We start from the raw sequence: 23880 nt of genomic DNA, 5'->3' as shown, positions 1-23880 counted from the left end.
AGCACGAGTGTAGCCTCCCCAAACAGCCCGGCCAAGCACGGGGTTGCCGTGCCTGGCCGGACCGCCGTTTCGGGACCCGGAAGCCGGGCCGACGGTTACGCCTTCAGCTTCAGCGCGACGAAGGACTCGTTGCCCTGCCGGTTGATCAGCATCAGCACCGCCTTCTGCCCGGCCTTCTCGGCCTCGGCGACGTGGTGGCGGACGTCGGCCGGGTTCTTCACCGCGCTGTCGCCGACCCGCTCGATCACGTCGCCGGGGCGGATCGGCGTCTCGGTCTTGGCCGACAGGCCGGTCACCACCACGCCCTGGACCTCGTCGCCGATGCCCAGCCGCTTGCGCGCCGCCGGGTCGAGCGGGGCCAGCTTCAGGCCCTTGACCGCCGCCGCCTCGGCCTGCTCCGCCGGAGCGGTCTCGGCCGCGGCGAGTTGCGCCTGCTCCGACAGGCGGTCGATGCGGACCGGGACGGTCTTCTCGCGCCCGTCGTGCAGGATCTTCAGATCGACCGTGTCGCCGGCCTTGGTCTCGGCGACGTTGCGGGTCAGGTCACGCAAATTGTCGACCGGCTTGCCGGCGTAGGACAGCACGACGTCGCCCTGCTTCAGGCCGGCGCGCTGGGCCGGGCTGTCGGGGGTGACCTCCGCCACCAGGGCGCCCTTGGCCGCCGGCAGGCCGACGCTGTCGGCGATGTCCGGGGTGATCTCCTGGATCTTCACGCCGAGCCAGCCGCGCTCGACCTTGCCGCTGTCCTTCAGTTGGGCCACCACCTCCTTGGCGAGGTTGGCGGGAATGGCAAAGCCGATGCCGACCGACCCGCCATTGGGCGAATAGATCGCGGTGTTGATGCCGATCACCCGGCCGTTGAGATCGAAGGTCGGCCCGCCCGAGTTGCCGCGGTTGATGGCGGCGTCGAGCTGGAAGTAATCGTCGTAGGGACCACTGTGGATGTCGCGCCCGCGGGCCGAGACGATGCCCTTGGTGACGGTGCCGCCCAGCCCGAACGGGTTGCCGACCGCCATCACCCAGTCGCCGACCCGCGTCTTGGCGCTGTCGGCCCAGTCGACCGCCGGCAGCGGCTTGTCCGACGTCACCTTCAGCAGGGCGATGTCGGTCTTGGCGTCGCGGCCGACGATCTTGGCCGGCAGCGCGGTGCCGTCCTGCAAGGTCACGGTGATGTCGCTGGAGCCGTCGATGACGTGGTTGTTGGTCACCACATAGCCGGCCGGATCGATGATGAAGCCGGAGCCCAGCGCCCCGGACTTGCCGCGCGGCCCCTGGTCCTGGTCGTCGGGTTCGCCGTTGGAGCCACCGTTGGGGCCGCCATTCCGGTTCATCTGGTCCTGGAACTGGCGGAAAAACTCCTCGAACGGCGAGCCGGGCGGGAAGGCGGGGATGCCCGGCGCCCGCTGGGCCCGCTGCTCCGGCTTGGCGTCCTGCATGGCGGCGATGTTGACGACGGCCGGGCTGACCTTGGCCGCGAGGTCGGCGAAGGTCGACGGCGCGTCCTGCATCATGGTGACGGCGGGCGGGGTGGCGCTGCTCTGCGCCTGGGAGGCCGCCCAGCCCGCCAGCGCCGGTCCAGTCAACACCGTCGATCCCAGCAGCAGGGCGGCAACGGTCCGGCGCAGACGGTTGGGGCGGTTCGGGGTGGTGGGGGACGGGGTGGCGGTCATGCGATGGCACTCCATTCGGAACGGTTTCCGTGCGGGCCGGGGGTGGCCGGAAGCGTCGTCGCTTCGCGTCACCCGCCGGTGATGAGGCCAACATAGGGATGCGCCGCTCACGACCGCCTTGCGACCGGATGAAAGTTATTTCAGGGAAGCGTCGGCCGCCGCCTACGCACCCAGCAGGTGCAGCGCCAGTTCCCGCCGGTGCGGGCGGCTGCGGTGTTCGAACAGATAGATGCCCTGCCACGTCCCCAGCGCTGGTTCGCCCTCCATCACCGGGATCGACAGGCTGACGCCGGTCAGGGCGGAGCGGATGTGCGCCGGCATGTCGTCCGGCCCCTCGGTGGTGTGGGCGTAGAGCGACGGGTCCTCCGCCACCAGCCGGCGGAAGAAGCGCAGCAGGTCGGCCTGGACGTCGGGATCGGCGTTCTCCTGGATGGTCAGCGAGGCCGAGGTGTGGCGGCAGAACACCGTCAGCAGCCCGGTCGTCATCCCCTGCTCCGCCACCCAACGCCGCACCGGTGCCGTCACCTCGACCAGTCCGGTGCCGCGGGTGGGGATGGTCAGGATCGTGGCAGCCTGTCGCATGGCGGTGTCCTCTCGCAAAAGTCACGGATCGGGAAAATCACTGGCTTGGTTCCTGGCGGACGTCCTACCAGATGTTGCCTCGAAAACAGGCTGGCGACAGAGGACGACCGCGCATGGACATCACCGGCACCCACAGCGTCCGCGGGCCGCGCGACCGCGTCTTCGCGGCCTTGTGCGACCCGGCGGTGCTGCTGCGCTGCATCCCCGTGCTGGAAGAGATGGAGCGGCTGTCGCCCACCGACTACGCCGCCCGCGTGCGTGCCACCGTCGGACCGCTGAAGGCGCGTTTTTCCGGTCGGCTGCGGATGGAGCCGGAGGATGGCATCCACCGCTACCGGCTGGTCGCCCAGGGCAATGGCGGGCTGGCCGGCGCGGTCAAGGGCGAGGCCTGGGTGACGCTGGACGAGGGCGACGACGGCCACACGGTGCTGACCTACAGCCTGACGGTGGCGCTGGGCGACGCGGTCGGCCGGCTGGCGGTGAAGCTGGTGCAGGCCAAGACCGACCGCGTTCTCGCCGCCTTCTTCGAACGCTTCGCGGCGGAGATCGGTGCCGAGCCTCTCGGCTGACGCTTGCCGCTGCGGCGGAATGCCGCAGTCCGGCCGGAAACGCGGCGCCTTTCGCAGGTGCAGCATGATGGGTCAGGATGGTTGCCGTCGGGACCCTTCATCCGGTGGAGCCGCCCATGACCGAGCCTGTCGCCCCGAACGCTGCCGACGCCTGTCGGCATGATCCCGACACCGCCGTCGACCGGATGATCTTCGGCCGCATCCTGGAAGTGGCCGCCGCCGACCCGGTGCGGAGCCTGCCGCAGGCGCTGGCCTTGGACAAGGCGGCGCTGGCGGTGCTGACCGCCCGCCACGCCCCGCGGCACGCCGCCGCCGTCGCGGCTCTGCCCGACGACGGCGGTCACGGCGAGGACGCGATCGAGGAGGCCGACCTCCGCGCCTTCCTGGTCGAGCATGGCGCGCGCGGGGCCGACGAGGAGCATTGGCTGGCGGCGATCCTGGCCCGGCGGTCGCTGGAGCCGAACCACCTGTGGCAGGACATGGGCTTTCACGACCGCGACGAGCTCAACATCGTGTTCCGCCGGCACTTCCCGGCGCTGGTGGCGCTGAACGCCGCCGACATGAAGTGGAAGAAGTTCTTCTACCGACAGCTCTGCGAACGCGAGGGGCTGATGCTGTGCAAATCCCCCAACTGCGAGGTGTGCGACGACGTCGAGGTCTGCTTCGGCGAGGAGTCCGGCGATCCCTTGGCGACCCTGTCCCGTCTGGCCCGCGGCTCAGGCGCCTGAGGTCGGCGGGCTTGCCGGGGCTCAGCGCGGCTGCGCGCCCAGATCCTCGAAGGTCAGGCCCTTGTCGGTGCGGCGGAAGCGCCCCTTGCCGTTGACGGTCAGCGACGGCTGCCCCGGCTGCGGCACGAAGGTGGCGGCGTAATAGCAGTCATACTGGCCGCCGCCATCCTGCCCGCCGCCAGCCGGCCCGGCCTTCAGCTTCGCTTCGACGCAGCCCTGCTTGCGGAACAGGTCGAAGCCGCGGAACGCGCCGTTGCCCTGCCGCTCCAGCGCGCGGCGGGTGTGCGCCTCCACCAGCTTGCGCATGTCGCCCTCCGCCGGCTCGCCCGAGCAGGCGACGAGCGCCAGGGTGGCGGGCAGCGTCATCAGGATGCCCCTGCCCCACCCACGCCATCCCGCCTCCGCCCGGGGAGAGGGACGCTTGCCCGCCGCGCTCACCGCGCCGCCAGCAACCGGTCGACCCGCTCCTTCAGCGCGGCGAAGGACGGCGGCTTGACCACGAAGCCGTTGACGCCCAGGGCCATCGCCTGCTTCACGATTTCCGATTCGGTGTGGTTGGTCAGGAAGACCACCGGCGCGCGCGGGTTGCTCGCCTCGGCGCTGGCGCGGAGATGGGCCAGGAACTGAAGGCCGGAAACCGGCCTCATGTCGATGTCGCAGATGATCAGGGCGGGATCGACCCGAATGCATTCATACATCGCGCTTTCGCCGTCGTCGGCCTCGGCCACCTCGCGGAAGCCGATCTGCGTCAGGATCTGCACGATGGTGCGGCGGACGAAGGGTTGGTCCTCGACGACCAGGATGCGGTGCTTGGAGTAGTCGATCGCCTGCATGTCGATTCCCGATCCTCTACGCCCTGGTCTGCCCCGTTCCACTGATACCGTCGGGCCCGGCGGCGGGCAACCGCCGGTCGGTTACAGGGGCGTGGAATATGGTTTGGGTTCTGTAAGCGATGCGTCGATTTGCGTCATGTCCGCCGCCCGCCCTTCACCCGCCCTCCCGTCACGCGGGGAAGCGGCCGGGAAACAGCAGGTCCAGCGTCGTGCGCAGGCGGTCCATGGTCAGCGGCTTGTGCAGGCAGTCGTCCATGCCGGCCTCCCGGCAACGGGCGTCGTCCTCCTCGACGCTGCCGGCGGTCAGGGCGACGATCGGCACCCGGCCGGCGTCGCCGGGCAAGGCGCGGATGGCGCGCGTCGCCTCGTGACCGTCCATCACCGGCATCTGCACATCCATCACGATCAGGTCGAACCGCCCGGCGGTCGCCGCGGTCAGCCCCTGGGCCCCGTCCTCCGCCGTCGTCACCGCGTGGCCCAGCGCCTTGAAGAAGCCGGCAGCGACCAGGCGGCCGATCGGGTTGTCCTCCACCAGCAGCACCGACAGGGCGGCCGGCGGAGCGGGCGGCCCGCTTCGCACCGGGCGCACCGGAAGGCGGATGGTCAGCCGCTCCCCCGCGTCCGCCCCTGCCCCATCCTCGGCGATGCGGCCGCCCAGCCGCTGCACCAGCGGACGAGCCACCGCCAGCGCCAGGGCACGCAACCCCGGTTCGCCCCGCCGCCGGATGATCAGTTCCGCCGTCTCCGCCGCCCTACCGGCCAGGGCATCCGGCCGCACCGAGAGGGACAGCGTGGCCCCGCCTTCCGCCATCAACAGCGTCAGCAGCGACCGCAGCCCGACGGCGTCGGCGGCCAGACGGTCGGGGGTTCCATCCTCCACCGTCACCACGGCTGGGCGCCCGCGCGCCGTGCTCCTCGACCGCAACGCCTCGACCAGACCGCCAAGCAGGATGGTGCCGTCGGCGGCCGGGCTCACGTCGCGCGCGACGGCGCGCATCTCCTCCAGCGTGGCGCGCAGCGTCGTTCCCGCCGTCCGCACCGCGACCAGGCGGTCCTGCTGGCGCGGCAGCAACGGCGATTCCAGCGCCGCCGCGACCAGCGCCAGCATCGGGTCGAGCGCCGCCCCCACCACCTCGCCGACCACGTCGAGCAGCGCCGCCAATTCCGCCCCGCCCATCGGCGCGCCCCTCACCGCTGTTCCGCTCATCGCCCTCAGCCCGCCATCGAGGTGGGAACCGGCGCGCCGGCAAAGAATGGGCCGGGGTAGCCGTCGCTGACCATCACCCGGTTGCGGCCCAGCGTCTTGGCCTCGTACATCGCCCGGTCGGCACGCCCCAGCGCGCGTTCGATGCTGGTGTCCTCGCCATCGCACACCGCGACGCCGATGCTGACGGTCATGCGCAGGCTGCCGCCGGCCAGCGGCATGTCGGCCAACGCCAGCCGCTGGCGCAGCCGCTCCGCCACCTCGACGGCGGACGACAGGCCGGTTTCCGGCAGGATGATCGCGAACTCCTCGCCGCCCAGCCGGCCGACATGGTCGGTGTCGCGCAGTTCGGAGCGGCAGACATCCGCCAGCCGGACCAGCGCCTGGTCGCCGGCGGCGTGGCCATGGTGGTCGTTGATCGCCTTGAAGCGGTCGATGTCGAGCATCAGCACCGACACCGGCCGGCCATAGCGGCGCAGCCGCGCCATCTCGGTTTCCGCCAGTTCCATGAAGCGACGCCGGTTGCTCAGCCCGGTCAGCGGGTCGGTGGTGGCCATGCGGCGCAGCTCGCTCTCCACCCGCTTGCGCTCCGACACGTCGCGGATGACGGCGGTGAACAGCAGGCCGCGGGCATGGTGCAGCTTGGCGATCGACACCTCGGCGGGGAATTCGCCCCCGTCCCGCGTCAACCCCATCACCTCGCGCCGGTTGGTCATCACCTGCGCCTGCATCTCCGACGTGCTGAACGCGGTGATGTGGGTCTCGTGATCGATGCGGAAGCGTTCGGGGATCAGCAGGGACAGCGGCCGGCCCAGGATGCTGTCGGCGTCGTAACCGAACAGGCTTTCGGCCGCCCTGTTGAACAGGGTGATGTTCAGGTTCTCGTCGGTGGTGAGGATGGCGTCCTGCGCCAGCCCGATGATGCCCTGCAACCGCTCCTCCGACAGGCGGAGCTGCTCTTCCAGTCGCTTGCGGGCCATGGCGTGCTGGATGGCGCGCCACATCAGCGGACCGTCGGTCTGCCCCTTCACCAGATAGTCCTGGGCGCCGGCGGCCAGGATATCCAGGGCGAAATCGTCGTCGTCGTAACCGGTCAGCACCACCAGCGGCAGCGACGGCACGTCCGCGTGCAGGCGGGCCACCGTCTCCAGGCCGAAGCTGTCGGGCAGCGACAGGTCCAGCAGCACGACGTCGCAGGCGTTGCGGTGCAGCCACGCCCGCGCGTCGCGCAGGGAGGTGGCGCGCGCGACGCTGGAGCGGCGGGCGTAGGGGGTCAGCGACCGGATCACCAGCCGCGCGTCGGCGTCGTCATCCTCCACCAGCAGGATGGCGGTGGCCCCCTCGTCGGTCTGCGGCCTTGCGGCCGACGATAAGTCGGTGGTGTGGAGGCGGGGGACGTCTGGAGGGATATTGGAGTCGAACATCGTGGGCCTCCTTCACCGTGGCAGCCGGACGACGCGGAACCAGTACTCCTCGATGCTCTTCACGGCATCGAAGAAGGCGTCCATATCCATCGGTTTGGTGATGAAGCTGTTGGCACCGAGCAGATAGCTGGCGTTGACGTCGCGATCAACGTCGGAGGTGGTGAGGATCACCACCGGGATGGTCTTCAGCTCCTCGTCCGCCTTCAGTTCCTGCAGCACCTCGCGCCCGTCCATGCGCGGCATGTTCAGGTCCAGCAGGATCAGGTCGGGCCGGGGGGCGGCGGCGAAGGTGCCGCGGCGGCGCAGATGGTCCATCGCCTCCACCCCGTCGCGGACATGGCTGACGTGGCACAGGATGCGCCCGTCCCGCAACGCCCGTTTCGCCAGTCCGGCGTCGGCCGGATCGTCCTCCACCAACAGGATCTCGAAGGGGGTCGACACGTCCTGCATCAGGAAGATCCTCGGAAATAGGGATGGGGCAGATGGATCGAGAAGGTGCTGCCGACCCCGGGGCTGGACTCCACCGTGATGCGCCCTCCCAGGCGTTCCACCATCTTGCGGGCGATGGCCAGGCCCATGCCGGTGCCGGGATGCTCGTCGCGCGAATGCAGGCGGCGGAACACCTCGAAGATCTGGTCGCGGTAGCGCGGCTCGATGCCGATGCCGTTGTCGCGCACGTCGATCACGTCGTACCCCTCGGTCCGCCGGTGGGTGACGTGGACTTCGGCCGCCCGGTAGGGATGGCGGTATTCCACCGCGTTGCCGACCAGCACGACGAAGATCTCGCGCAGGCGCCGCTCGTCGGCCTGAACCTCCGGCAGATCGCCGACGGTCACCGTGGCGGCGGCGGCCGTGATCCGCCGTTTCAACACGCCAAGGGCGGCGTTCAGCGCCGCGCCGGCCGGAACGACGCCGCAGGACAGCGGCACCCGGTCCTCCGCCAGGAACAGCTGCACGTCGCGCAGCAGCATCTTCAGGCGGCCGGCCCCGTCGACGATCTCGCGGATGAAGCCCTCGCTCTCCTCGTCCAGCCGTCCCTGCTGCTGCCTTTCCAGCAGCTGGGCGTAGCTGGCAATGGCGCGCAGTGGCTCCTGCAGGTCATGGGCGGTGGCGTAGGCGAACTGTTCCAGCTCGTTCTTGGCGCGGCCCAGTTCGGCGGTGCGGATGTCGACCTGGCGTTCGAGCGTGTAGCGCCGGCTGGCGGTCAGAAAGGTCAGCGCCTCGATCAGCAGGGCCAGCAGCAGGAAGCCGAGCTGGAACCCGCGGAAGGTCGGGTCGCCGTGCCCAAGCCCCTCCCAACTGGTGCGCGGCGCCAGCGCCAGTAGCCAGTGCCCTTCCGGCAGGTTGATCCGCTCGACCAGCGGGTCGCCGGTCAGCGCCGCCGCGTCCCCCGCCACCTGCTGGCCGGTGTCGGTCACCAGGGCGAAGGTCAGGTGCGCCGGCACGCGGTCGAACCGCACCTCGTCCAGGATGGCGCCGACGTCGAACACCATCCCGACCGCGCCCCAGGGCTTGCCCGGCCCGTAGACGATCTGGCGGGCGATCAGACCCTTGCCGCCCTGCAGCAGGTTGACCGGGCCGTGGATGGTGACGTCGCGGCTGATGATGGCGCGCTGCACCGTGTCGGCGAAGCCCGGCCGCGAGTCCTTCAGCAGGTCGTTGCCCAGGACCCTCTCGTTCCCTTCCACCGGATAGACGATGCGGACGACGAAGTCGGGCGCCGCGGAGATGTTGCGCACGCCCACCACCGACCGGCGCAGCCCCTCGGCGTAGCGGGGGAACTGTTCCTGCAGGCTGCCGGCGCCGGCCTCCACCTCGACGAAGGCGGTCAGGCCGCGGACCAGCGCCAGCCGTTCGTTCAGCGCGCTGGACAGGGTGCTGGACAGCGACGATGCGGTCAGCGCCGCGGTCGCCCGATGCTCCGCCACCAGGACGCGGACATAGACGTCGCCCATCCACAGATAGGCCACCACCAGCACCAGCGTCACCGTCGCCTGGACGAGCGCGGGCTTCCACATCTGGTGGAACCGCGCCGCCAGACGGCGCAGCGCGGTGGGCAACGGTGGGCGCGGCGCCGGCATCGGCTCCGCCGTCATCGCCGCCGCTCCCGGTCGGACACCGGCACCGGGACCGACGCCGGCAGCACCATGCGGAACAGGCTGCCACAGGGCCGCCCGCCGGCGCGCAGATCGTCGTCGGGCGTCTCCTCCACCCACAGGCGGCCGCCGTGATGGTCGACGATCTTCTTGCAGACCGCCAGCCCGACGCCGGTGCCCTCATACTCGTCGCGGCGGTGCAGCCGCTGGAAGATGCCGAAGACGCGCTCGCGATCCTCCGCGGCGATGCCGATGCCGTTGTCGCGGATGTCGATGCGCCAACCCTGGGGATCGGGGGCCGCCGCGATCCGCACCACCGGCGGACGGTCCTGGGCCCGGTATTTCACCGCGTTGCCGACGAGGTTCTGGAACAGCCGCATCAGCTCGTTGTCGTCGCCGGCCACGGTGGGCAGTTCGCCCTCCAGCGTCACGGTGGCGCCGCAGTCCTGGATCGCCACCTCCAGGTTCAGCAGCGCCAGCCGCAGCGGGTCGCCCAGCGGCACCGGCCGGAAGGGCTTGGCCTTGCGCCCCACCCGCGAATAGTCCAGCAGGTCGACGATCAGCCGGTCCATGCGCTGGGCGCCGTCGCGGGCGAAGTCGATGCATTCCCGCCCGTCGGCGTCCAGCGTGTCGCCCAGCGAGCGTTCCAGCAGCGTCAGGTAGCTGGTGATGACGCGCAGCGGCTGCCGCAGGTCGTGCGAGGCGACGTAGGCGAAGGCCTCCAGCTCGGCGTTGGACCGCTCCAGCTCACCGGTCTTGTGGCGCAGCGCCTCCTCGGCGATGCAGCGTTCGGTGATGTCGTGGATCAGCGACATCAGCAGCGTGCGGCCGTGAACGACGGCGTTGCTGCTGTAGACCTCGACGTCGCGGATCTCGCCGGAGGCCAGCCGGTGGCGGAACCGGAAATGCTGCCGCCCGGCGGCACGCGCGTCGCGGATTTCGGCGCTCACCTGCTCCGGCGGCAGGATGTTGATCTCGTGGATGCGCATGCTGCGCAGTTGGTCGAGCGGATAGCCGTAGAACTCCGCCGCCGCCGGGTTGGCGTCGACGATCATGCCGCTTTCGGGGTCGACCAGCAGCTTCACCGCGCAGCTGGAGACGAAGATCTGCTCGAACAGTTGCTGGCGCTCGCGCAGGGCCTGTTCGGCGTGCTTGCGTTCGCTGATGTCCATCACCGCGCCGACGATGCCGGCCGGCTTGCCGCCGGTGCGGCAGTAGACCGCCTTGGAGAACAGCACGTCGCGCAGGGTGCCGTCGGCGCAGCGCAACTGCGTCTCGTAACTCTGCGGCTGCTGGTCGGTCAGCAGCGCGCGGTCCACCGCCTCGTCGACTTCGGCGAGTTCGGCCGGCGCCAGGTCGAACACGGTGCGGCCGAACAGCGCCTGGCGATCGATGCCCATCCAGCGTTCGAAGGCTCCGTTGGCGTCGACATAGTGGCCCAGCACGTCCTGCACGAAGATCGGCACCGGCACGGTGTCGAGCAGCACCCGCTGGAAACCGGCACGGTCGTTCAGCGCCTGTTCGGCCCGCCAGCGGATGGTGATGTCCTCCACCGCCCAGACATAGCCGCGCGACGGATCGTCGGCCTTCAGCGAGCGGCCGAGCAGGCGGCAGCGGATGTCGGTGCCGTCGGCCCGCCGCATCATCACCTCCTCGTCGAACTGGCCGCCCGCGCTCATCAACGGATAGGCCCGCCGACCCAGCTCCTCGAACACCCGGTCGTCGCCGTAGATCACGCGGGATTTCGAGCCGACGATGTCCTCCAGCCGATGCTGGAAGGTCGCGGCGAACGCCTTGTTGGCGCGGCGGATCACCCGGTCGCCATCGACCATCACCACCCCAACCGGGGCGTTGTCGAGGATGGCGTCCAGTTGCAACCGGCTTTCGGCCAGTTCCTCCTCGATGCGCTTGCTGCCGGTCACGTCGATCTGCGGGCCGATCATCTGGCCCCGCCGCCAGCGCAGACGGGACCGGATCTTGGGTGCGCTTTCCGAACGTGACGGCTGGATGGGTGTCGTGACCATGGCGGCGGCCGGACCTCGATGCCGTTTGCGCCTGGGACAGCGGCGGATGCAACCGCCGTACGAGGCAACAGGCGAATTATAAACCTGGGCGGCGTCGGGCTCCCCTTGCGAAATTGTCACAGGGAGCCCTTCCTCAACCGACGACATAAAGGAGAGGCTTAATAATCACCCGAACAAATAGGTGAATGATCTCTTTACGCGGCGACGTCGACCGACGGCTTATCCTTGGTCGCCAACTCGACCGCCTTCGCAAAATCACGCCGCATGCCCTCGGCGTCGAAGGCGAGATGGATGCGGTTGTGCTCCACCGCCTTGACAACGACGGCCGCTTCGGCCCCGTGGCGGTCCAGCCGCAGATGGCCGGTCATCCCGGCGAGCGAATGGCCGCCGGCCCCGGTCACCGGATCGATCATCGCCCCGCCGATCGACAGGTTGCGCACGGTGACCGACAAGCGCTCGCCGCCGACCAGCAGGGTGCCGGCCTCCTCCACCCGATAGCGCGGCTTGCGCCGGCGGTCGGCGTCGCCGGTGGAGGTGCGGACGACGCGCACCAGGACCTGCCGCAGCGACTCGATCGAGCGGGCGACGTCGCTGGAGCCGCTCTTGACCTGCGCCGCCTGCTCGCCGGTGCGGCCGGCCTCCGCGGAGACGGCGGCGATGCGGTGCGACACCTCCTGCGCGGCGGTGGAGGTCTCCACCACGTTGCGGCTGATTTCCTGGGTGGCCGCCGCCTGCTCCTCCATCGCCGCGGCGATCGAGCCGGCGATGTGGTCGATCTCGGCGATGGTTTCGCCGATCTCCTCCACCGCGCTCACCGCCTCGTTGGTCACCGCCTGGATCGCGGTGATCTGGCGCGTGATCTCCTCGGTCGAGGCGGCGGTCTGGTTGGCGAGGTTCTTCACCTCCTGCGCCACCACGGCGAAGCCCTTGCCGGCCTCACCCGCCCGCGCCGCCTCGATGGTGGCGTTCAGCGCCAGCAGGTTGGTCTGGCCGGCGATCGACTGGATCAGGTTCACCACCTCGCCGACCTTGGCCACGGTTTCCGACAGCGAGCGGATGGTGGACTGGGTGTTCTGCCCGCTTTCGACCGCGCGACGGGTCACCGCGCTGGAATGGGCGACCTGGGACGAAATCTCGCGGATCGACGCGGCGAGCTGTTCACTGGCCGCGGCGACGGTCTGGGCGTTGGCCAGCGCCTGCCCGGCGGCCGACGCCACGGTCTGCGCGCTGATGCTGACCCGTTCGGCGGAGCCCGACATCCCTTCGGCGTCGTCGGCCATGGCGCCGGTGCGATGGGCCACCTCCTCCACCGCGCGGCCGGCCTCGCGCTCGACGGTGGAGGCCATGGTTTCCAGCGCGCGGCGCCGCTCCTCGTCGGCGTGGCGGGCACGCTCCTCCCGCTCCTGCACGGCGTAGCACAGGCGGGCCTTCAGGCCGCGCAACTGGCCGGCGATCGGGTGGAACTCGGTCGCCGTCGGCAGGTCGATGATGTGGGCTTGGTCGTTGCGGGCGATGGCGTCGAAATCGCCGGTGAAGGCGGCCAGCGGCCGGCGCACGGTGCGCAGCAGCAGGAACCCGCACAACACCGCCGCCGCCAGGACGCCCAGTCCGGACACCGTGCTGAAGACCAGATGCCAATGGAAATCGTCCAGGGCCCCTTCATACTCCGCCTTGGCGACGGTCAGTTGCAGGGTCAGCAGATCCTTGTTGGTCTGGAAGGCGGCCTGGAACAGCGGCTCCACCCGGTCGCGCACCAGCACCTCCAGTCGGAGCGAGTCGCCCTGTTGCGCCAGTCCCACCGCCGGCTTCAGGCCCTCGTTCAGGAAGGCGGCGCGCTGCCTGGCGAAGCGTTCCGCCAGCGCCTTCCCCTCCGGGGTCAGGTCGGTGGTGAGATACTCCGCCCACAGCCGGTCGATCGTGGCGGCGTTGCGGCTGATGCGCGCCTCGCGCTCCGCCATCGCCTTGGCGTCGGTGCCGTCGCGGGTGTCGATGATGAGGCGCTGCAGCGTCTGCACATTGTCGCGCATATGGTCCAGGATCTCGCCGATCTGCACCGCCGGCACCGTGCGGTCCTCGTACACCGTCCGCAGCGAGGCGTTGCTGTCGGCCATGCCGCGCAGCGTGACGCCGCCGACCACCAGGATCGCCACGATCATGAAACCGAAGACCATGGTCAGGCGGCCGGTGACGCTGCCGGACCAGCGCCGCAAACCCGCCATCGCGCCGCGCCCGACCGCCTGCCCGTCGCGCACCGTCAGATGACGCGCCCGCCCCTCGCGGAGGTCGGCGTAGAGCCGTTCGGTCGCCGCCACCTGCTCGCGCGACGGTTTGGTGCGGATCGAGATGTAGCCGGTGACCTGCCCGTCCTCGATCACCGGCGTGACGTTGGCGCGCACCCAGTAGAAGTCGCCCGACTTGGTGCGGTTCTTCACCAGCCCTTCCCAGGGACGACCGTCCTTGATCGTCGCCCACAGGTCGGCGAAGGCGGCCTCGGGCATGTGGGGGTGGCGGATCAGGTTGTGCGGCGCACCGACCAGTTCCGCTTCCTGATAGCCGCTGATGTCGACGAAGGCCTTGTTGACGAAGGTGATGCGCCCGGCCGTGTCGGTGCGTGACACCAGCAGGACGCCGTCTTCCATAACGATTTCGCGGTCGGTGATCGGTTCGTTCAAACGCATGGAAGGAGCCTCGTCGGACAGGGGGCACGACACCGCAGGATCCCGGTGGACGGTTCACGGCGGGGGGACAGCAGCACGGAGAGCGGGCAGCCTGTTTCATCTACCCGTGGTAGATGGCGGCCCGCACTGACCCAGATCAAAACAGCAAGAGGCGTGCCAGCAACAACCGGCGACACCGCCGGGCAACCCTAGGGAGATCCCGTAGGGCGGAGGCGGTCGGCCGCACGGCATCGTTGCACGGAGGGGGCCGGGACGACCGGCCGCGTCGCAAATTGCGAGTAAAAACGCGAATGCAATGGTGTTTTAGCCAAACTGCGAATAAATTCCGAAAGAAAAAGCCCCTCTCTCGGTCTGAGAAAGGGGCTCCTTCATCGCGACAACCTGCCGCACCTTACTGATTTATTTAGACTTGACCTTCGAACGGTCAGCCCTTCGCCATAAGCTGTTCCAGCCAATGGATGTCGTAATTGCCGTCGATGAACGCCTGCTCGGCGATGATCCGGTCGTGCAGCGGCAGCGTCGTCTGGATGCCGCCGATCACATACTCCTCGATCGAGCGGCGCAGACGCATCAGGCACTCGTTGCGGGTGGTGCCGTGGACGACCAGCTTGGCGATCAGGCTGTCGTAGTGCGACGGCACGCGGTAGCCGTCGTACAGCGCGGAGTCGACGCGCACGCCCAGCCCGCCCGGCGCGTGGTAGCCGTCGATCTTGCCCGGCGAGGGCAGGAAGGTCTCCGGATTCTCGGCGTTGACGCGGCATTCGATGGCGTGGCCTTCGAACCGGATGTCGGACTGGCCGTAGCCCAGCGGCGCCCCGGCGGCGACGCGGATCTGCTCGCGCACCAGGTCGATGCCGGTGATCATCTCGGTGATGGTGTGTTCGACCTGAAGGCGGGTGTTCATTTCGATGAAATAGAACTGCCCGTCCTCATAGAGGAACTCCATCGTGCCGACGCCGCGATAGCCGATGGCCGCCGTCGTCTTGGCCGCCAGGGCACCGATGTACTCGCGCTGTTCGGCGTTCAGCGCCGGGCTCGGCGCCTCTTCGATCACCTTCTGGTGCCGGCGCTGGACCGAGCAGTCGCGCTCGCCGAAATGCACGCAGGCGCCGTGGGTGTCGCCCAGCAGCTGGATTTCGATGTGGCGGGGCCGGCCGAGATACTTCTCGAGATAGACCTCGTCGTTGCCGAAGGCGGCGCGCGCCTCGGCCCGGGCGAACTGATAGGCGTCCTTCAGCTGCTCGGGGTTGCGGGCGACCTTCATGCCCTTGCCGCCGCCGCCCGCCGCCGCCTTGATCAGCACCGGGTAGCCGGTTTCGTGGGCGACCCGCTCGGCGTCCTCCAGCGTCGTCACCGGGCCGTCGGACCCGGGGACCACCGGCAGCCCCTGCTCCATCACCGTCTTCTTGGCGGTCACCTTGTCGCCCATGATCCGGATGTGCTCCGGCGTCGGGCCGATGAAGGTGAAGCCATGCTCCTCCACCATCTCCGCGAACTGGGCGTTTTCCGACAGGAAGCCGATGCCGGGGTGGATGGCGTCGACGTTGGTGATCGACGCGGCCGACAGGATGGCCGGGATGTTGAGGTAGCTCTCGCGCGCAGACGCCGGGCCGATGCACACGCTCTCGTCGGCGAGGCGGACATGCATGGCGTCGGCGTCGGCGGTGGAATGCACCGCCACGGTCTGGATCCCCATTTCGCGGCAGGCGCGGTGGATGCGCAGAGCGATCTCACCACGATTCGCGATCAGGACCTTTTCGAACATCGCCAAGGGAATGCCCCGCTTACTCGATGATGAGGAGAACTTCGCCGAATTCGACCGGCTGGGCGTCGGACACCAGGACCTCGGCCACGGTGCCGCCGCGCGGCGCCTTGATCGGGTTCATGACCTTCATCGCCTCGATGATCATGATGGTCTGGCCGGCCTTCACCAGGTCGCCCGGACGGACGTAGGGCGTGCCGCCCGGCTCCGCCGCCAGATAGGCGGTGCCGACCATCGGCGAGGTCACCGCGCCCGGGTGGTTGGCCGGCCGGCCGGCCGGGGCCGCCGCGACGGCGACCGGCGCCGCGGCCGCCGCCATCGGAGCGGCCTGGACGGCGACCGTCTGGGCGGCGGTCGGGCGGGTGACGCGGATGCGCTTTTCGCCCTCGGCGAACTCGATCTCGCTCAAGCCCGTCTCACGCAGGAGGTCCGCCAGCTTGCGGACCAGATCGCCGTCGATGTCGAAGCTCGCCATGATGTCAGTCGTTCCCGTTTCCTTAATCGCGGTCGATGATGGTCGCGATGGCGTCCAGCGCCAGAAGATACCCGTGCGGCCCGAATCCGCAGATCATCCCGTTCGCCACCGGCGAGATGTAGGAGTGATGGCGGACCGGCTCGCGTTTGAAGATGTTCGACAGATGGACCTCGATCACCGGAAGCTCCGACAGGATCAGGGAATCCATGATCGCGACCGAGGTGTGGGTGTAGGCGCCGGCGTTGATGACGATGCCGTCATTCTCCGTCCGCGCCTGTTGGATCCACGAGACCAGTTCGCCTTCGTGGTTGGATTGCCGGAAATCGATGGTGATGCCCAGCTGTTCGGCACGCTCGTGGCAGGCGGCCTCCAGGTCGTCCAGGGTCATCGACCCGTAGATTTGCGGCTCGCGCACACCCAGCATGTTGAGGTTCGGTCCGTTGAGGACCAGAATTGACGCGTCGATGGCCACGGCCCGCGCCCCTTATTCCAAGATCGAAACCGCGCGTTTATAGCACGCTGCACCGTCCTGTCCATGGTGACGGGACGGCATGGCACGGAAAAGGCGCCGGCGGGCCGTTCCCGGCCCCAAATCACCGCCCCCGATCACGGTCCCGGTCATGGCCTCCGACACGGCCCCGGTCATGGCGGGGGCGGCACCGTGTAGCGGGCCAGCAGTTGGCGATCGATGCCGTCCGCCTTCAAGGCGGCCAGTCCGCCGTTGAAGGCGGCGATGGTTTCGGCGGCGCCCGGGGTGTCGCGCCCGACCACCAGATGCAGGGTGACCACGTCGAAGGGGCGCTCGGCGACGCGGATGTCGTCGGCGAGGCCGGAGCGGGCGACGGCCTCGCCGCCGCTGTACTCGTCGATCACCAGCGCGTCGGCCCGCCCGGTCGCCACCATGCGGACGCAGGCGCCGAGGTCCGACGGGGTCTGCCGCTGCAGGTCGCCGCGCCGGACCATCTGGTCGAGGATGGGCGGCAGGGCGTAGCCGACGGGCGCGCACACCGCACGGCCACGGAAATCATCCAACCCGCCATCTCCCCACCCGCGGAACGCCATCGCCGAACGGTTGGAGAGGTAGACGAACTGCCGCACCTCGATGACCGGGTCGGAAAACAGCACCTCGCGCTCGCGATCCGGCGTGCGGACATAAGGGAAGGTGGCGAGGAAGCGCCCGGTCACGACACCGTCATAGCCGCGCTTCCACGGCAGGAACCGCACCTCGTACTGGCGGCCGGTAGCGGCAAAGGCGCGGCGGACCATCTCGGTCACCATGCCGCCGCCGGGCAGGTCCTCCGACGTGAAGGGGGCGTAGTCGGTGCCGGTCACCAGATCGAGCCCGGTGTGGGGGGCCGGCACGACCTCTTCCGCGGCGAGGGGCAGCGGGACGAGCGCCACCAGCATCGCCACCGCCAGGCCCCCGACCGCCGGAACCGGGGCCAGGAGCCTCGCCGTCCGTTCCCGCCACGGAACGCACCGCCACGGAACACCGGCCGCACCGCACTGTCGAGCGCCCATGCTTCCCGTTTTCCCTGCCCGTTTCCCGGCCGCACGCCTCGACCGGGGCCGCCGACGGATCTAAAGACCTTTCCGCCGCGCTGTAAAGACCGCCGACCGGTTCCGCCGCTCCGGTCGGGCCGTCCGTCCCGCGCCTATTGGGTCCGGCGGCCGGCGGGATCGGTGTAGAGGTCGTTGACCCGCTGGATATGCACCGCCGTCGCCTGCTGGATCGCGAAGATCGCCTTGCGGGCGCGGCGCCCCCAGCCGGCCGGCTGCTGGGCGAAGATCGACCGGAAGGCGCGCGTGTTGCGCAGGAAGGCCTGCCGCAGGTTGAGGTCGACGTCACCGAACCGCTCGCTCAGGGTCGCGGCGATGCGGCCGGCGAAGAACCGGCGGATCCGGAAATGCCCGGCCAGGAACAGCCCGCCCAGCACCAGCAGGGTCACGATCAGGTGCAGCGGCGCGCCGCCGGCCCAATCCGGCCCCGCCTCCCCCAACCAGGCGAGGAAGGCGCCCGCACCGCTGCCGAACTGGACGACCAGCGCCAGCAGCACCAGCAGCAGCGCCCCGAACACCGCGTCGGCGGTCAGCACGCGGCGGCGCCACGTCGCCATCGCGGTGCGCAGCGTCGGCACCACCTCGCCCTCCAGCTCCTTGGTCAGGCTGTCGATGGAGCCGATGATGCGGTAGGCGCGGGCGACCTCCACCTCGTTGATGCGGGTGTGGAGTTCGGCCAGATCATGGTCACGGCGCGCCTCGTAGCGGGCGCGGCGGGCGTCGTCCTCGATCGCGACGGCGGAGCGCTGGTCGTAGATGGCGTAGAAGCGGCCGGACACCAGCCCCGCCTGGGCGACGGCGCGCTGCCAGGCGCCGAACACCGCCTCCAGATTGTCTTCCTTCGCGGTGGTGTCGACCTGGTTCAGGATGTAGCAGACCTTGCGGGCGTCGGCCCGGTTCACCGTCTTGGCGACCAGATGGCGCAGCGTGTCCTGCATGGCGCCCGGTTCCGGGTGGCGGGCGTCGAAGAAGACCAGCACGAGATCCGACAGCTCGACGATGTGGTCGACCAGCCGCAGCACCGACCGGCGCTGGTCGTCGGCGTCGAAGCCCGGCGAATCGATGAACAGCTTGCCCCGGATCCGCGGTCCGGCCAGCGTCTTCAGCTGAAGGTAATTGTCGATCCGCTTGCCCTCGCCAGCCGCGACCTTCTCGATCTCGTCGGCGATCCGGTAGAAGGGAAAGCGCGGGTCGGCGTTCAGCGCGGTGCCCGGCAGCGCCTCCTTCCGCGTCTCCGGGCCGTGGCAGATGACAGTGAACTTGTCGTCGACCGCCTGGTTGCCGGTGTTCTGCAGCGCCTCGCCGAAATAGCCGTTCAGGAAGGTCGATTTGCCGGCGGAAAAGGTGCCGAGCACCGCGACCATCGACCACCAGGGAATGCGGGTGGTCAGCGACTCGTAGCGGCCGATCAGCCCCAACCCGGCAAGCAGCCGGTCGAGGGCGCGGAAGGTCGGGAGGACCGGCAGCAGGTTCGGGTTTTCCGCGCGCAGATGCGCGTCCAAAGCCGCGAGGCGCTGCTGTAGGGCTTGCCGGGGGGTCATGCTGGCGCGTTCCAACCTGGTGCTCGGGGATCGGCCGGGGAGGCCGGGAACCGCCGGGCCGGAGCGTTCGGCGTCGACGGACGGACCCGACCTGTCTAGCACGAGCGGGGCGGCGCCGACCACGAAATCGCCCCGCCCCGCGCCGTCCACCGCCCAGCCCCAGCGGACAGGGAGCAAAAGCGCCGGCGGCGCGTTATCCCCGGATGCACGGCGCCGACGACACCAGCAGCCACACCGACGACCCCATCGACGGCCACGCCCCGGACGCTCCCGACTCCGGGAACCGTTTGACCGCGGAGGAGCTTGCCTTCCTGCTGCGCGACCCGATGGAGCAGGCGCGGCAGGCGGAGCGCGCGGCGCGGGCCAACCGGACGCGCACCGAACGCCGCGCCGCCGACCCGACCTACGCCGACCGGTTGCGGGCCGGCGACCGCGACCGCCAGCGCCGCCGCCGCCGGCGCGAGGCGATCGGCAAGCCCGAACCGCCGGAGCCGCCGGGGGTCCCCCTGCCCGACCTCACCGAGGCGGAGGCCGCCCGGCGGCTGGTCGACCATCTCGACCGCTGTGGAACGGCGCAGGCGGCGCAGTTGCGCCGGCGGCCGGACCGCATCCGCGCCTATGTCGAGGCGTTCGTCGCCTACCGGACGCTGGCCACCGGCGGCACCCGGCCGACCCGGGGCGGGCTGGCCGCCCTGTTGCGCTCGCGCTTCGGCCGCGAGGTCACCGCCTCGCAGGTTCAGAAGCTGCGCGACCATGTCGAGGCCTTCGCCGCCGCCGGTGGTCCCTGGGCGGTCGCCGGCGCCTCCGCCCCCACGGCCCGTGACGGGCGGCCGGCGGCCGGGCCGGCCTGAACCGGCACCCGGGTCTGCGGGGCATCACGTCCGACGCATCGCCGGGCGCAGGGCGATACGGAACGTCACGCACCCGGGGCCGCACGGGCTGGAATCGATGAAATCGGCCCCGGCGCGACCTCGACCCATATAGTTAATTAACTGTTAATGGTGGATTGGCGGACCATGCCCCTGGGTATGGCCGTCGCGGCGCCGCGTGACGCCCTGTATCGCCCTTTCCGCGATGAATAATTGCGTCGACTGCGCACGAATATTTGCCGCAACCAGAAGGTTTACTGTTGCCGCTTCCGACAGCCCAAACTCCGGCTGATGCTTTCTATATTCCCTTTGAGAAGACAAAGCTGTCGGGCCAACCATGGGATGTGGTTGAAGACTCCGGAATTTTGTAAGCAGGCTGAAGGCAGGCGGCGTGCAAGCGCCTCCGGGAATTGGGAACCTCGGAGGATCGCATAATACAAAGCTGTAACACGATCACGGCCGCGAATGCTGGCGGATCACCGTGGCGTATCGGAATATGGCGCCCCCGATCCAGTATTCGGAAGTTTTCTCTTGAAAATCGCCAAAGTTCGTGCAAACAATCTTTTTATTCTCGTAAAGAGAGGCGGCGGCGATTAAGCATCGGAGACCAATGGACATGAGTGAGCCGACGGCGCGCAAAAGAGGGCGACGCGGATCGCCGGAATCCTGGTCTGTGGACGCCCATGTCGGGCAGCGCGTGCGGATGCGCCGCACCCTGCTGGGGATGAGCCAGGAAAAACTCGGCGAGGCCATCGGCCTGACATTTCAGCAGGTTCAGAAGTACGAACGCGGCTCCAACCGTATTTCGGCCGGTACGCTGTATCGGCTGGGACAGGTTCTGGATGTGCCGGTCAGCTTCTTCTTCGACACCTACAACGATCCCGACGCGACGCGGCGCCCGCGGACCGGCGGGGACGACGCCGCGGAAACCAACACCCAGATCAGCCGGCGCGAGGCGCGGCTCCTTCGTCTGTGGCGCGCGGCGCCGTCGCACGTCTCCGACGAACTGCTGTCGCTGCTGTCGTCGCTGTCGCCCGAACTGCGGGAACCCCCCGAAGGACCGGGCGACGACGAGGGGCGGGAGCCGGTGGCCACGGCGAAACAGCCGGCGGACATCGCGACCGGTGGAACGATCAAGGTCAACCCCGGCGCCGTGAACGGCCATGGCGCGGAGCCGGAACCGGCGCGGACCAGCGTCCGCTCGACCCGCAGCGACCCTCAGCGGGTCAAGGCGATGAAGTCGACCGACGGCAGCGGCAAGGGCAAACCGCGCCGACGCCATGGCGCGGTGTGGGATCCGACCGACATCACGCGCGCCTCGAAGCCGACGACGCGGGGCTGACACGGCGCCGGTCCGACCGGCACGCTCAATACAAAAAAGGCTCTGCCAACGCGTATGGACACACGCGATGGCAGAGCCTTGTTCGCAACACCGCCCGGTAGGCATCGGTGCGGCCGGGGCGGCCGGGGCGGCCGGGGCGGGTGGCCCGTTTTGGGGCCGGCCCGCCTTGACGATCACCAGGTACGGACGGGACCGACGTCGAGATGGACGAAACCGCTGCGCGGATAATAGCCGACACCGCCGGCCTGCATCGCCTTCGCGGATTCGGAAATCGCGCGGAGCTGGGTGTCGGGCAGGCGGATGTCGATGGCCATGCCGCGGGTGTGGTAGCTTTCCTTGGCGACACCGCGCGACCGGCGCCGGGCCATCGCGTTGGTCCGCCGCGAGCGGTAGCCGCAGATCACCTCGAACGGATCGTCGGAGCCGACCGTCTGGTGCACGCGCGCCAGCAGGTCGAACAGACGCGGGTCATAGCGGCAGACCTGCTTGGCGCGATGGTCGCGCAGCAGAACGTCCAGCTTGCGCAGCGCCTCCGGCCGGTAATGGCCATCCGCCCAATAGACCTCGTTGAAGCGTTCGTTGGTGTTGATGTTGTGCAGAGCGATCCGGCGCACGCCGCCGGTCAGCGGGGCCGCCTCCACCGGGTTGGCGTCCAAGAGGACCGGAGCCACCGTCGCGACGCCGGTCGCGACACCCGTCACCACCCCGCCCGCGGTCGGAACCATCGCCGACACCGCCGCAGCGGCAAAACCCAGAAATCCGCGCCGCCCCATGGCCGGAGCGGCACGCTCGTCATCCCCCAAATGCATCCCCGAACCTCTTCGTTCTACGTTTTGGCCGTTTTACGTTGTGGCCGTTCGGCGTTTGGCGGGTCGCGTTGCGCCCGCTGTGGCTGTAAACCTATTACCAACGCTGATCCGAAGCTCCCCGTCTGCTGCGATTCGTCTCCGGACGGATATCCGTATAGGGTCGGGGCGCGTCATAGGCAATCAAAAAATTTTGCACTGTGACCTTATTGCATAGTTCGGTCATAGGACGGCTGGCAGGAAAATCACACCGGGGGAGCGATTGTCGGCGGCTCGCGCCGTGCGCCTCGCCTTCCTTCCGTGCGATGCATAGATTGAGCAAATGGATTCCGACGCATCCGTTCCGGCGCGTCGCGGGTCCGACGTGACAGAGGGTTTACGACATGACCGCATCCGCCGACACCCGCAAGCCCCGCACGCTGGCCGCCCTGGCGCTGGCGCTGTCGTCGGCGCTGGCGTTGCTTGGGGCCGCCCCGGCGGACGCCCTGCCCTACCGCGACACGCTGACCCAGTGGGCCGACCGGCTGGACAGCGCCGCAACCGACCTGGACCGCACGCCCGTCCAGCCCTCCACCCGTATCGGTGATGGCGCCACGCTGAAGCTGGGCAGCAGCGGCGACCGCGTCACCCGCCTGTCGCAGCGGCTGGTCGAACTGGGCCTGCTGCCGGCCGACCAGGTGTCCGACCGCTTCACCAACGCGATCGCCGGCGCGGTGAAGACCTTCCAGCTTGCCCAGCGGATGAAGGACGACGGCCTGGTCGGGGCCGGCACCCGCGCCGCGCTCGACCGCACCCCGGCGGAGGCGGCGGCGCTGATGCGGCAGAGCGCCGAGGCGATGCGCGGCTTCCGCGACACCGCGCCCGACAGCGTCCTGGTGGTCAACCTGACCAACCAGACCACCACGCTGGTCCAGCAGGGGGAAGAGGTGTTCACGATGCGCGCCATCGTGGGCCGCCCGTCGCGCGAGACGCCGCTGCTGACCGATCGCATCACCCACGTGATCGTGAACCCGACCTGGACCGTCCCGCCCACCGTGCTGAAGGAAGACAAGCTGCCGATGCTGAAGGCCAAGGGCACGCCCGGCATTCAGAACGCGCTGGTCTACCTGGATGGCCAGGAGGTGGCGCCGGAGACGGTCGACTGGCACGACGTCACACCCGGCCGGGTCCGCATCGTGCAGCAGCCGGGCGATCACAACGCGCTGGGCCGCTTCCGCTTCAACCTGACCAACCCGTACGACATCTATCTGCACGGCACCAACGAGCCGCGGCTGTTCGCGCGCGAACTGCGCTCCATCAGCTCCGGCTGCGTCCGGCTGGAGGATCCGCGCCGGCTGGCCGAGATCCTGTTGCAGGGCAGCACGGTGACGCCGGCCAAGATCGACCGCATGCTCGACCGGCCGCAGCCGCAATGGATCAAGCTGCCGACGCCGATGCCGGTGCAGTTCGTCTACTGGATCGCCACGGTCGAGGGCGACGGCACCATCCGCCTGCACCCGGACATCTACGACCGGGCCGACGACATGGCCGCTCCGGTCGCGGCGCCCGCCGCCGATCCTGCGGTCGTCAAGCCGGCGGCGACGCCGGCCGACACCGGCCGGGCCACCGCCCCGGCCGGCCGCACCGGCACCGACGTCGGCGTCAACACCGGTGGAGCGGCGCCCGGCACCCCGGCGCCGGCCGACAAGCCGCGCGTCTGACCGGCGCACAGCCCGTC

At 69.5% G+C, this 23880-nt stretch carries 20 protein-coding genes and 1 pseudogene; 5 read left to right on the top strand and 16 right to left on the bottom strand.

The features are described from left to right. Window positions 1-95: 95 nt before the first annotated feature. Both TSO352_RS21965 and TSO352_RS21960 read right to left on the bottom strand, forming a co-directional pair. Complete coding sequence (locus TSO352_RS21965; RefSeq protein WP_109110792.1) at window positions 96-1670, bottom strand: DegQ family serine endoprotease; 1575 nt, start codon at window positions 1668-1670, stop codon at window positions 96-98. Window positions 1671-1832: 162 nt separating this feature from the next. After that, the gene (locus TSO352_RS21960; protein ID WP_109109342.1) at window positions 1833-2252 is read right to left on the bottom strand and encodes a secondary thiamine-phosphate synthase enzyme YjbQ; all 420 of its coding nucleotides are present in this window, start codon (window positions 2250-2252) and stop codon (window positions 1833-1835) included. Between the two features lie 113 nt (window positions 2253-2365). Between TSO352_RS21960 and TSO352_RS21955 the strand changes: the two genes are divergently transcribed. Together TSO352_RS21955 and TSO352_RS21950 are read left to right on the top strand one after the other, a co-directional pair. Continuing rightward, on the top strand, window positions 2366-2821 hold the full coding sequence (locus TSO352_RS21955) for a carbon monoxide dehydrogenase subunit G (RefSeq protein WP_109109341.1): 456 nt from the start codon (window positions 2366-2368) through the stop codon (window positions 2819-2821). A 116-nt stretch (window positions 2822-2937) separates the two neighbouring features. Further along, window positions 2938-3549 (top strand): nitrogen fixation protein NifQ, encoded by a 612-nt coding sequence (locus TSO352_RS21950; protein ID WP_109110791.1) that lies wholly within the window; start codon window positions 2938-2940, stop codon window positions 3547-3549. A 21-nt stretch (window positions 3550-3570) separates the two neighbouring features. Here the strand turns inward: TSO352_RS21950 and TSO352_RS21945 are convergent, their stop codons facing one another. The 13 genes from TSO352_RS21945 to TSO352_RS21885 all read right to left on the bottom strand — a co-directional run bounded on the left by TSO352_RS21945 (window position 3571) and on the right by TSO352_RS21885 (window position 19146). Further along, the gene (locus tag TSO352_RS21945) at window positions 3571-3915 is read right to left on the bottom strand and encodes a hypothetical protein (protein WP_109109340.1); all 345 of its coding nucleotides are present in this window, start codon (window positions 3913-3915) and stop codon (window positions 3571-3573) included. 68 nt (window positions 3916-3983) lie between these two features. Further along, on the bottom strand, window positions 3984-4382 hold the full coding sequence (locus TSO352_RS21940; protein WP_247872303.1) for a response regulator: 399 nt from the start codon (window positions 4380-4382) through the stop codon (window positions 3984-3986). 169 nt (window positions 4383-4551) lie between these two features. Next, complete coding sequence (locus TSO352_RS34290; protein ID WP_109109339.1) at window positions 4552-5589, bottom strand: response regulator; 1038 nt, start codon at window positions 5587-5589, stop codon at window positions 4552-4554. Between the two features lie 5 nt (window positions 5590-5594). Beyond that, the gene (locus tag TSO352_RS21930) at window positions 5595-7010 is read right to left on the bottom strand and encodes a diguanylate cyclase (protein WP_109109338.1); all 1416 of its coding nucleotides are present in this window, start codon (window positions 7008-7010) and stop codon (window positions 5595-5597) included. A 12-nt stretch (window positions 7011-7022) separates the two neighbouring features. Continuing rightward, on the bottom strand, window positions 7023-7460 hold the full coding sequence (locus tag TSO352_RS21925; protein ID WP_109109337.1) for a response regulator: 438 nt from the start codon (window positions 7458-7460) through the stop codon (window positions 7023-7025). Next, entirely contained in the window at window positions 7460-9106 is a 1647-nt protein-coding gene (locus TSO352_RS21920) for an ATP-binding protein (protein ID WP_109109336.1), read from the bottom strand. The genes TSO352_RS21925 and TSO352_RS21920 overlap by 1 nt, the downstream gene beginning before the upstream one ends. After that, a complete protein-coding gene (locus tag TSO352_RS21915; protein WP_158284616.1) occupies window positions 9103-11130 on the bottom strand; it encodes a PAS domain S-box protein in 2028 nt (675 codons plus the stop codon). The genes TSO352_RS21920 and TSO352_RS21915 overlap by 4 nt, the downstream gene beginning before the upstream one ends. Before the next feature lie 194 nt (window positions 11131-11324). Then, a complete protein-coding gene (locus TSO352_RS21910) occupies window positions 11325-13808 on the bottom strand; it encodes a methyl-accepting chemotaxis protein (protein WP_109109334.1) in 2484 nt (827 codons plus the stop codon). Between the two features lie 424 nt (window positions 13809-14232). Further along, window positions 14233-15573 carry an acetyl-CoA carboxylase biotin carboxylase subunit gene (accC, locus tag TSO352_RS21905; RefSeq protein WP_109109333.1) on the bottom strand — a complete coding sequence of 447 codons (1341 nt, stop codon included), beginning with the start codon at window positions 15571-15573 and terminating at the stop codon, window positions 14233-14235. Window positions 15574-15592: 19 nt separating this feature from the next. Next, window positions 15593-16045 carry an acetyl-CoA carboxylase biotin carboxyl carrier protein gene (gene accB, locus TSO352_RS21900; protein ID WP_109109332.1) on the bottom strand — a complete coding sequence of 151 codons (453 nt, stop codon included), beginning with the start codon at window positions 16043-16045 and terminating at the stop codon, window positions 15593-15595. 22 nt (window positions 16046-16067) lie between these two features. Next, window positions 16068-16517, bottom strand: coding sequence for a type II 3-dehydroquinate dehydratase (gene aroQ, locus TSO352_RS21895; protein ID WP_109109331.1), 450 nt, complete (start codon window positions 16515-16517; stop codon window positions 16068-16070). Window positions 16518-16687: 170 nt separating this feature from the next. Next, on the bottom strand, window positions 16688-17452 hold the full coding sequence (locus TSO352_RS21890) for a transporter substrate-binding domain-containing protein (RefSeq protein WP_109109330.1): 765 nt from the start codon (window positions 17450-17452) through the stop codon (window positions 16688-16690). 248 nt (window positions 17453-17700) lie between these two features. Beyond that, window positions 17701-19146 (bottom strand): dynamin family protein, encoded by a 1446-nt coding sequence (locus tag TSO352_RS21885; RefSeq protein ID WP_109109329.1) that lies wholly within the window; start codon window positions 19144-19146, stop codon window positions 17701-17703. A gap of 203 nt (window positions 19147-19349) precedes the next feature. On the opposite strand from TSO352_RS21885, the gene TSO352_RS21880 reads away from it, so the two are divergent. Both TSO352_RS21880 and TSO352_RS21875 read left to right on the top strand, forming a co-directional pair. After that, window positions 19350-19997, top strand: coding sequence for a hypothetical protein (locus TSO352_RS21880; RefSeq protein ID WP_109109328.1), 648 nt, complete (start codon window positions 19350-19352; stop codon window positions 19995-19997). A 634-nt stretch (window positions 19998-20631) separates the two neighbouring features. Beyond that, window positions 20632-20883 (top strand): annotated as a pseudogene (locus TSO352_RS21875) (helix-turn-helix transcriptional regulator); the annotation flags it as partial. Between the two features lie 647 nt (window positions 20884-21530). Here the strand turns inward: TSO352_RS21875 and TSO352_RS21870 are convergent. Continuing rightward, window positions 21531-22082 carry a DUF882 domain-containing protein gene (locus TSO352_RS21870; RefSeq protein ID WP_247872302.1) on the bottom strand — a complete coding sequence of 184 codons (552 nt, stop codon included), beginning with the start codon at window positions 22080-22082 and terminating at the stop codon, window positions 21531-21533. Between the two features lie 464 nt (window positions 22083-22546). Between TSO352_RS21870 and TSO352_RS21865 the strand changes: the two genes are divergently transcribed. Next, window positions 22547-23863 carry a L,D-transpeptidase family protein gene (locus tag TSO352_RS21865; RefSeq protein ID WP_109109326.1) on the top strand — a complete coding sequence of 439 codons (1317 nt, stop codon included), beginning with the start codon at window positions 22547-22549 and terminating at the stop codon, window positions 23861-23863. Window positions 23864-23880 lie beyond the last annotated feature (17 nt).

It is taken from the genome of Azospirillum sp. TSO35-2 (genome assembly GCF_003116095.1).
Classification (GTDB): domain Bacteria; phylum Pseudomonadota; class Alphaproteobacteria; order Azospirillales; family Azospirillaceae; genus Azospirillum.
This window is presented reverse-complemented; position numbering and strand designations above follow the sequence as displayed.

Coding starts and splice junctions, on each gene's coding strand:
- TSO352_RS21865 (WP_109109326.1), top strand. CDS start 22,547: ATGACCGCATCCGCCGACACCCGCAAGCCCCGCACGCTGGCCGCCCTG.
- accC (WP_109109333.1), bottom strand. CDS start 15,573: ATGTTCGAAAAGGTCCTGATCGCGAATCGTGGTGAGATCGCTCTGCGC.
- TSO352_RS21940 (WP_247872303.1), bottom strand. CDS start 4,382: ATGCAGGCGATCGACTACTCCAAGCACCGCATCCTGGTCGTCGAGGAC.
- TSO352_RS21870 (WP_247872302.1), bottom strand. CDS start 22,082: ATGGTTCCGACCGCGGGCGGGGTGGTGACGGGTGTCGCGACCGGCGTC.
- TSO352_RS21915 (WP_158284616.1), bottom strand. CDS start 11,130: ATGGTCACGACACCCATCCAGCCGTCACGTTCGGAAAGCGCACCCAAG.
- TSO352_RS21920 (WP_109109336.1), bottom strand. CDS start 9,106: ATGACGGCGGAGCCGATGCCGGCGCCGCGCCCACCGTTGCCCACCGCG.
- TSO352_RS21950 (WP_109110791.1), top strand. CDS start 2,938: ATGACCGAGCCTGTCGCCCCGAACGCTGCCGACGCCTGTCGGCATGAT.
- TSO352_RS21965 (WP_109110792.1), bottom strand. CDS start 1,670: ATGACCGCCACCCCGTCCCCCACCACCCCGAACCGCCCCAACCGTCTG.
- accB (WP_109109332.1), bottom strand. CDS start 16,045: ATGGCGAGCTTCGACATCGACGGCGATCTGGTCCGCAAGCTGGCGGAC.
- TSO352_RS21880 (WP_109109328.1), top strand. CDS start 19,350: ATGCACGGCGCCGACGACACCAGCAGCCACACCGACGACCCCATCGAC.
- TSO352_RS21945 (WP_109109340.1), bottom strand. CDS start 3,915: ATGACGCTGCCCGCCACCCTGGCGCTCGTCGCCTGCTCGGGCGAGCCG.
- TSO352_RS21890 (WP_109109330.1), bottom strand. CDS start 17,452: ATGCTGGTGGCGCTCGTCCCGCTGCCCCTCGCCGCGGAAGAGGTCGTG.
- TSO352_RS21925 (WP_109109337.1), bottom strand. CDS start 7,460: ATGCAGGACGTGTCGACCCCCTTCGAGATCCTGTTGGTGGAGGACGAT.
- TSO352_RS21885 (WP_109109329.1), bottom strand. CDS start 19,146: ATGACCCCCCGGCAAGCCCTACAGCAGCGCCTCGCGGCTTTGGACGCG.
- TSO352_RS21910 (WP_109109334.1), bottom strand. CDS start 13,808: ATGCGTTTGAACGAACCGATCACCGACCGCGAAATCGTTATGGAAGAC.
- TSO352_RS21930 (WP_109109338.1), bottom strand. CDS start 7,010: ATGTTCGACTCCAATATCCCTCCAGACGTCCCCCGCCTCCACACCACC.
- TSO352_RS21955 (WP_109109341.1), top strand. CDS start 2,366: ATGGACATCACCGGCACCCACAGCGTCCGCGGGCCGCGCGACCGCGTC.
- TSO352_RS34290 (WP_109109339.1), bottom strand. CDS start 5,589: ATGAGCGGAACAGCGGTGAGGGGCGCGCCGATGGGCGGGGCGGAATTG.
- TSO352_RS21960 (WP_109109342.1), bottom strand. CDS start 2,252: ATGCGACAGGCTGCCACGATCCTGACCATCCCCACCCGCGGCACCGGA.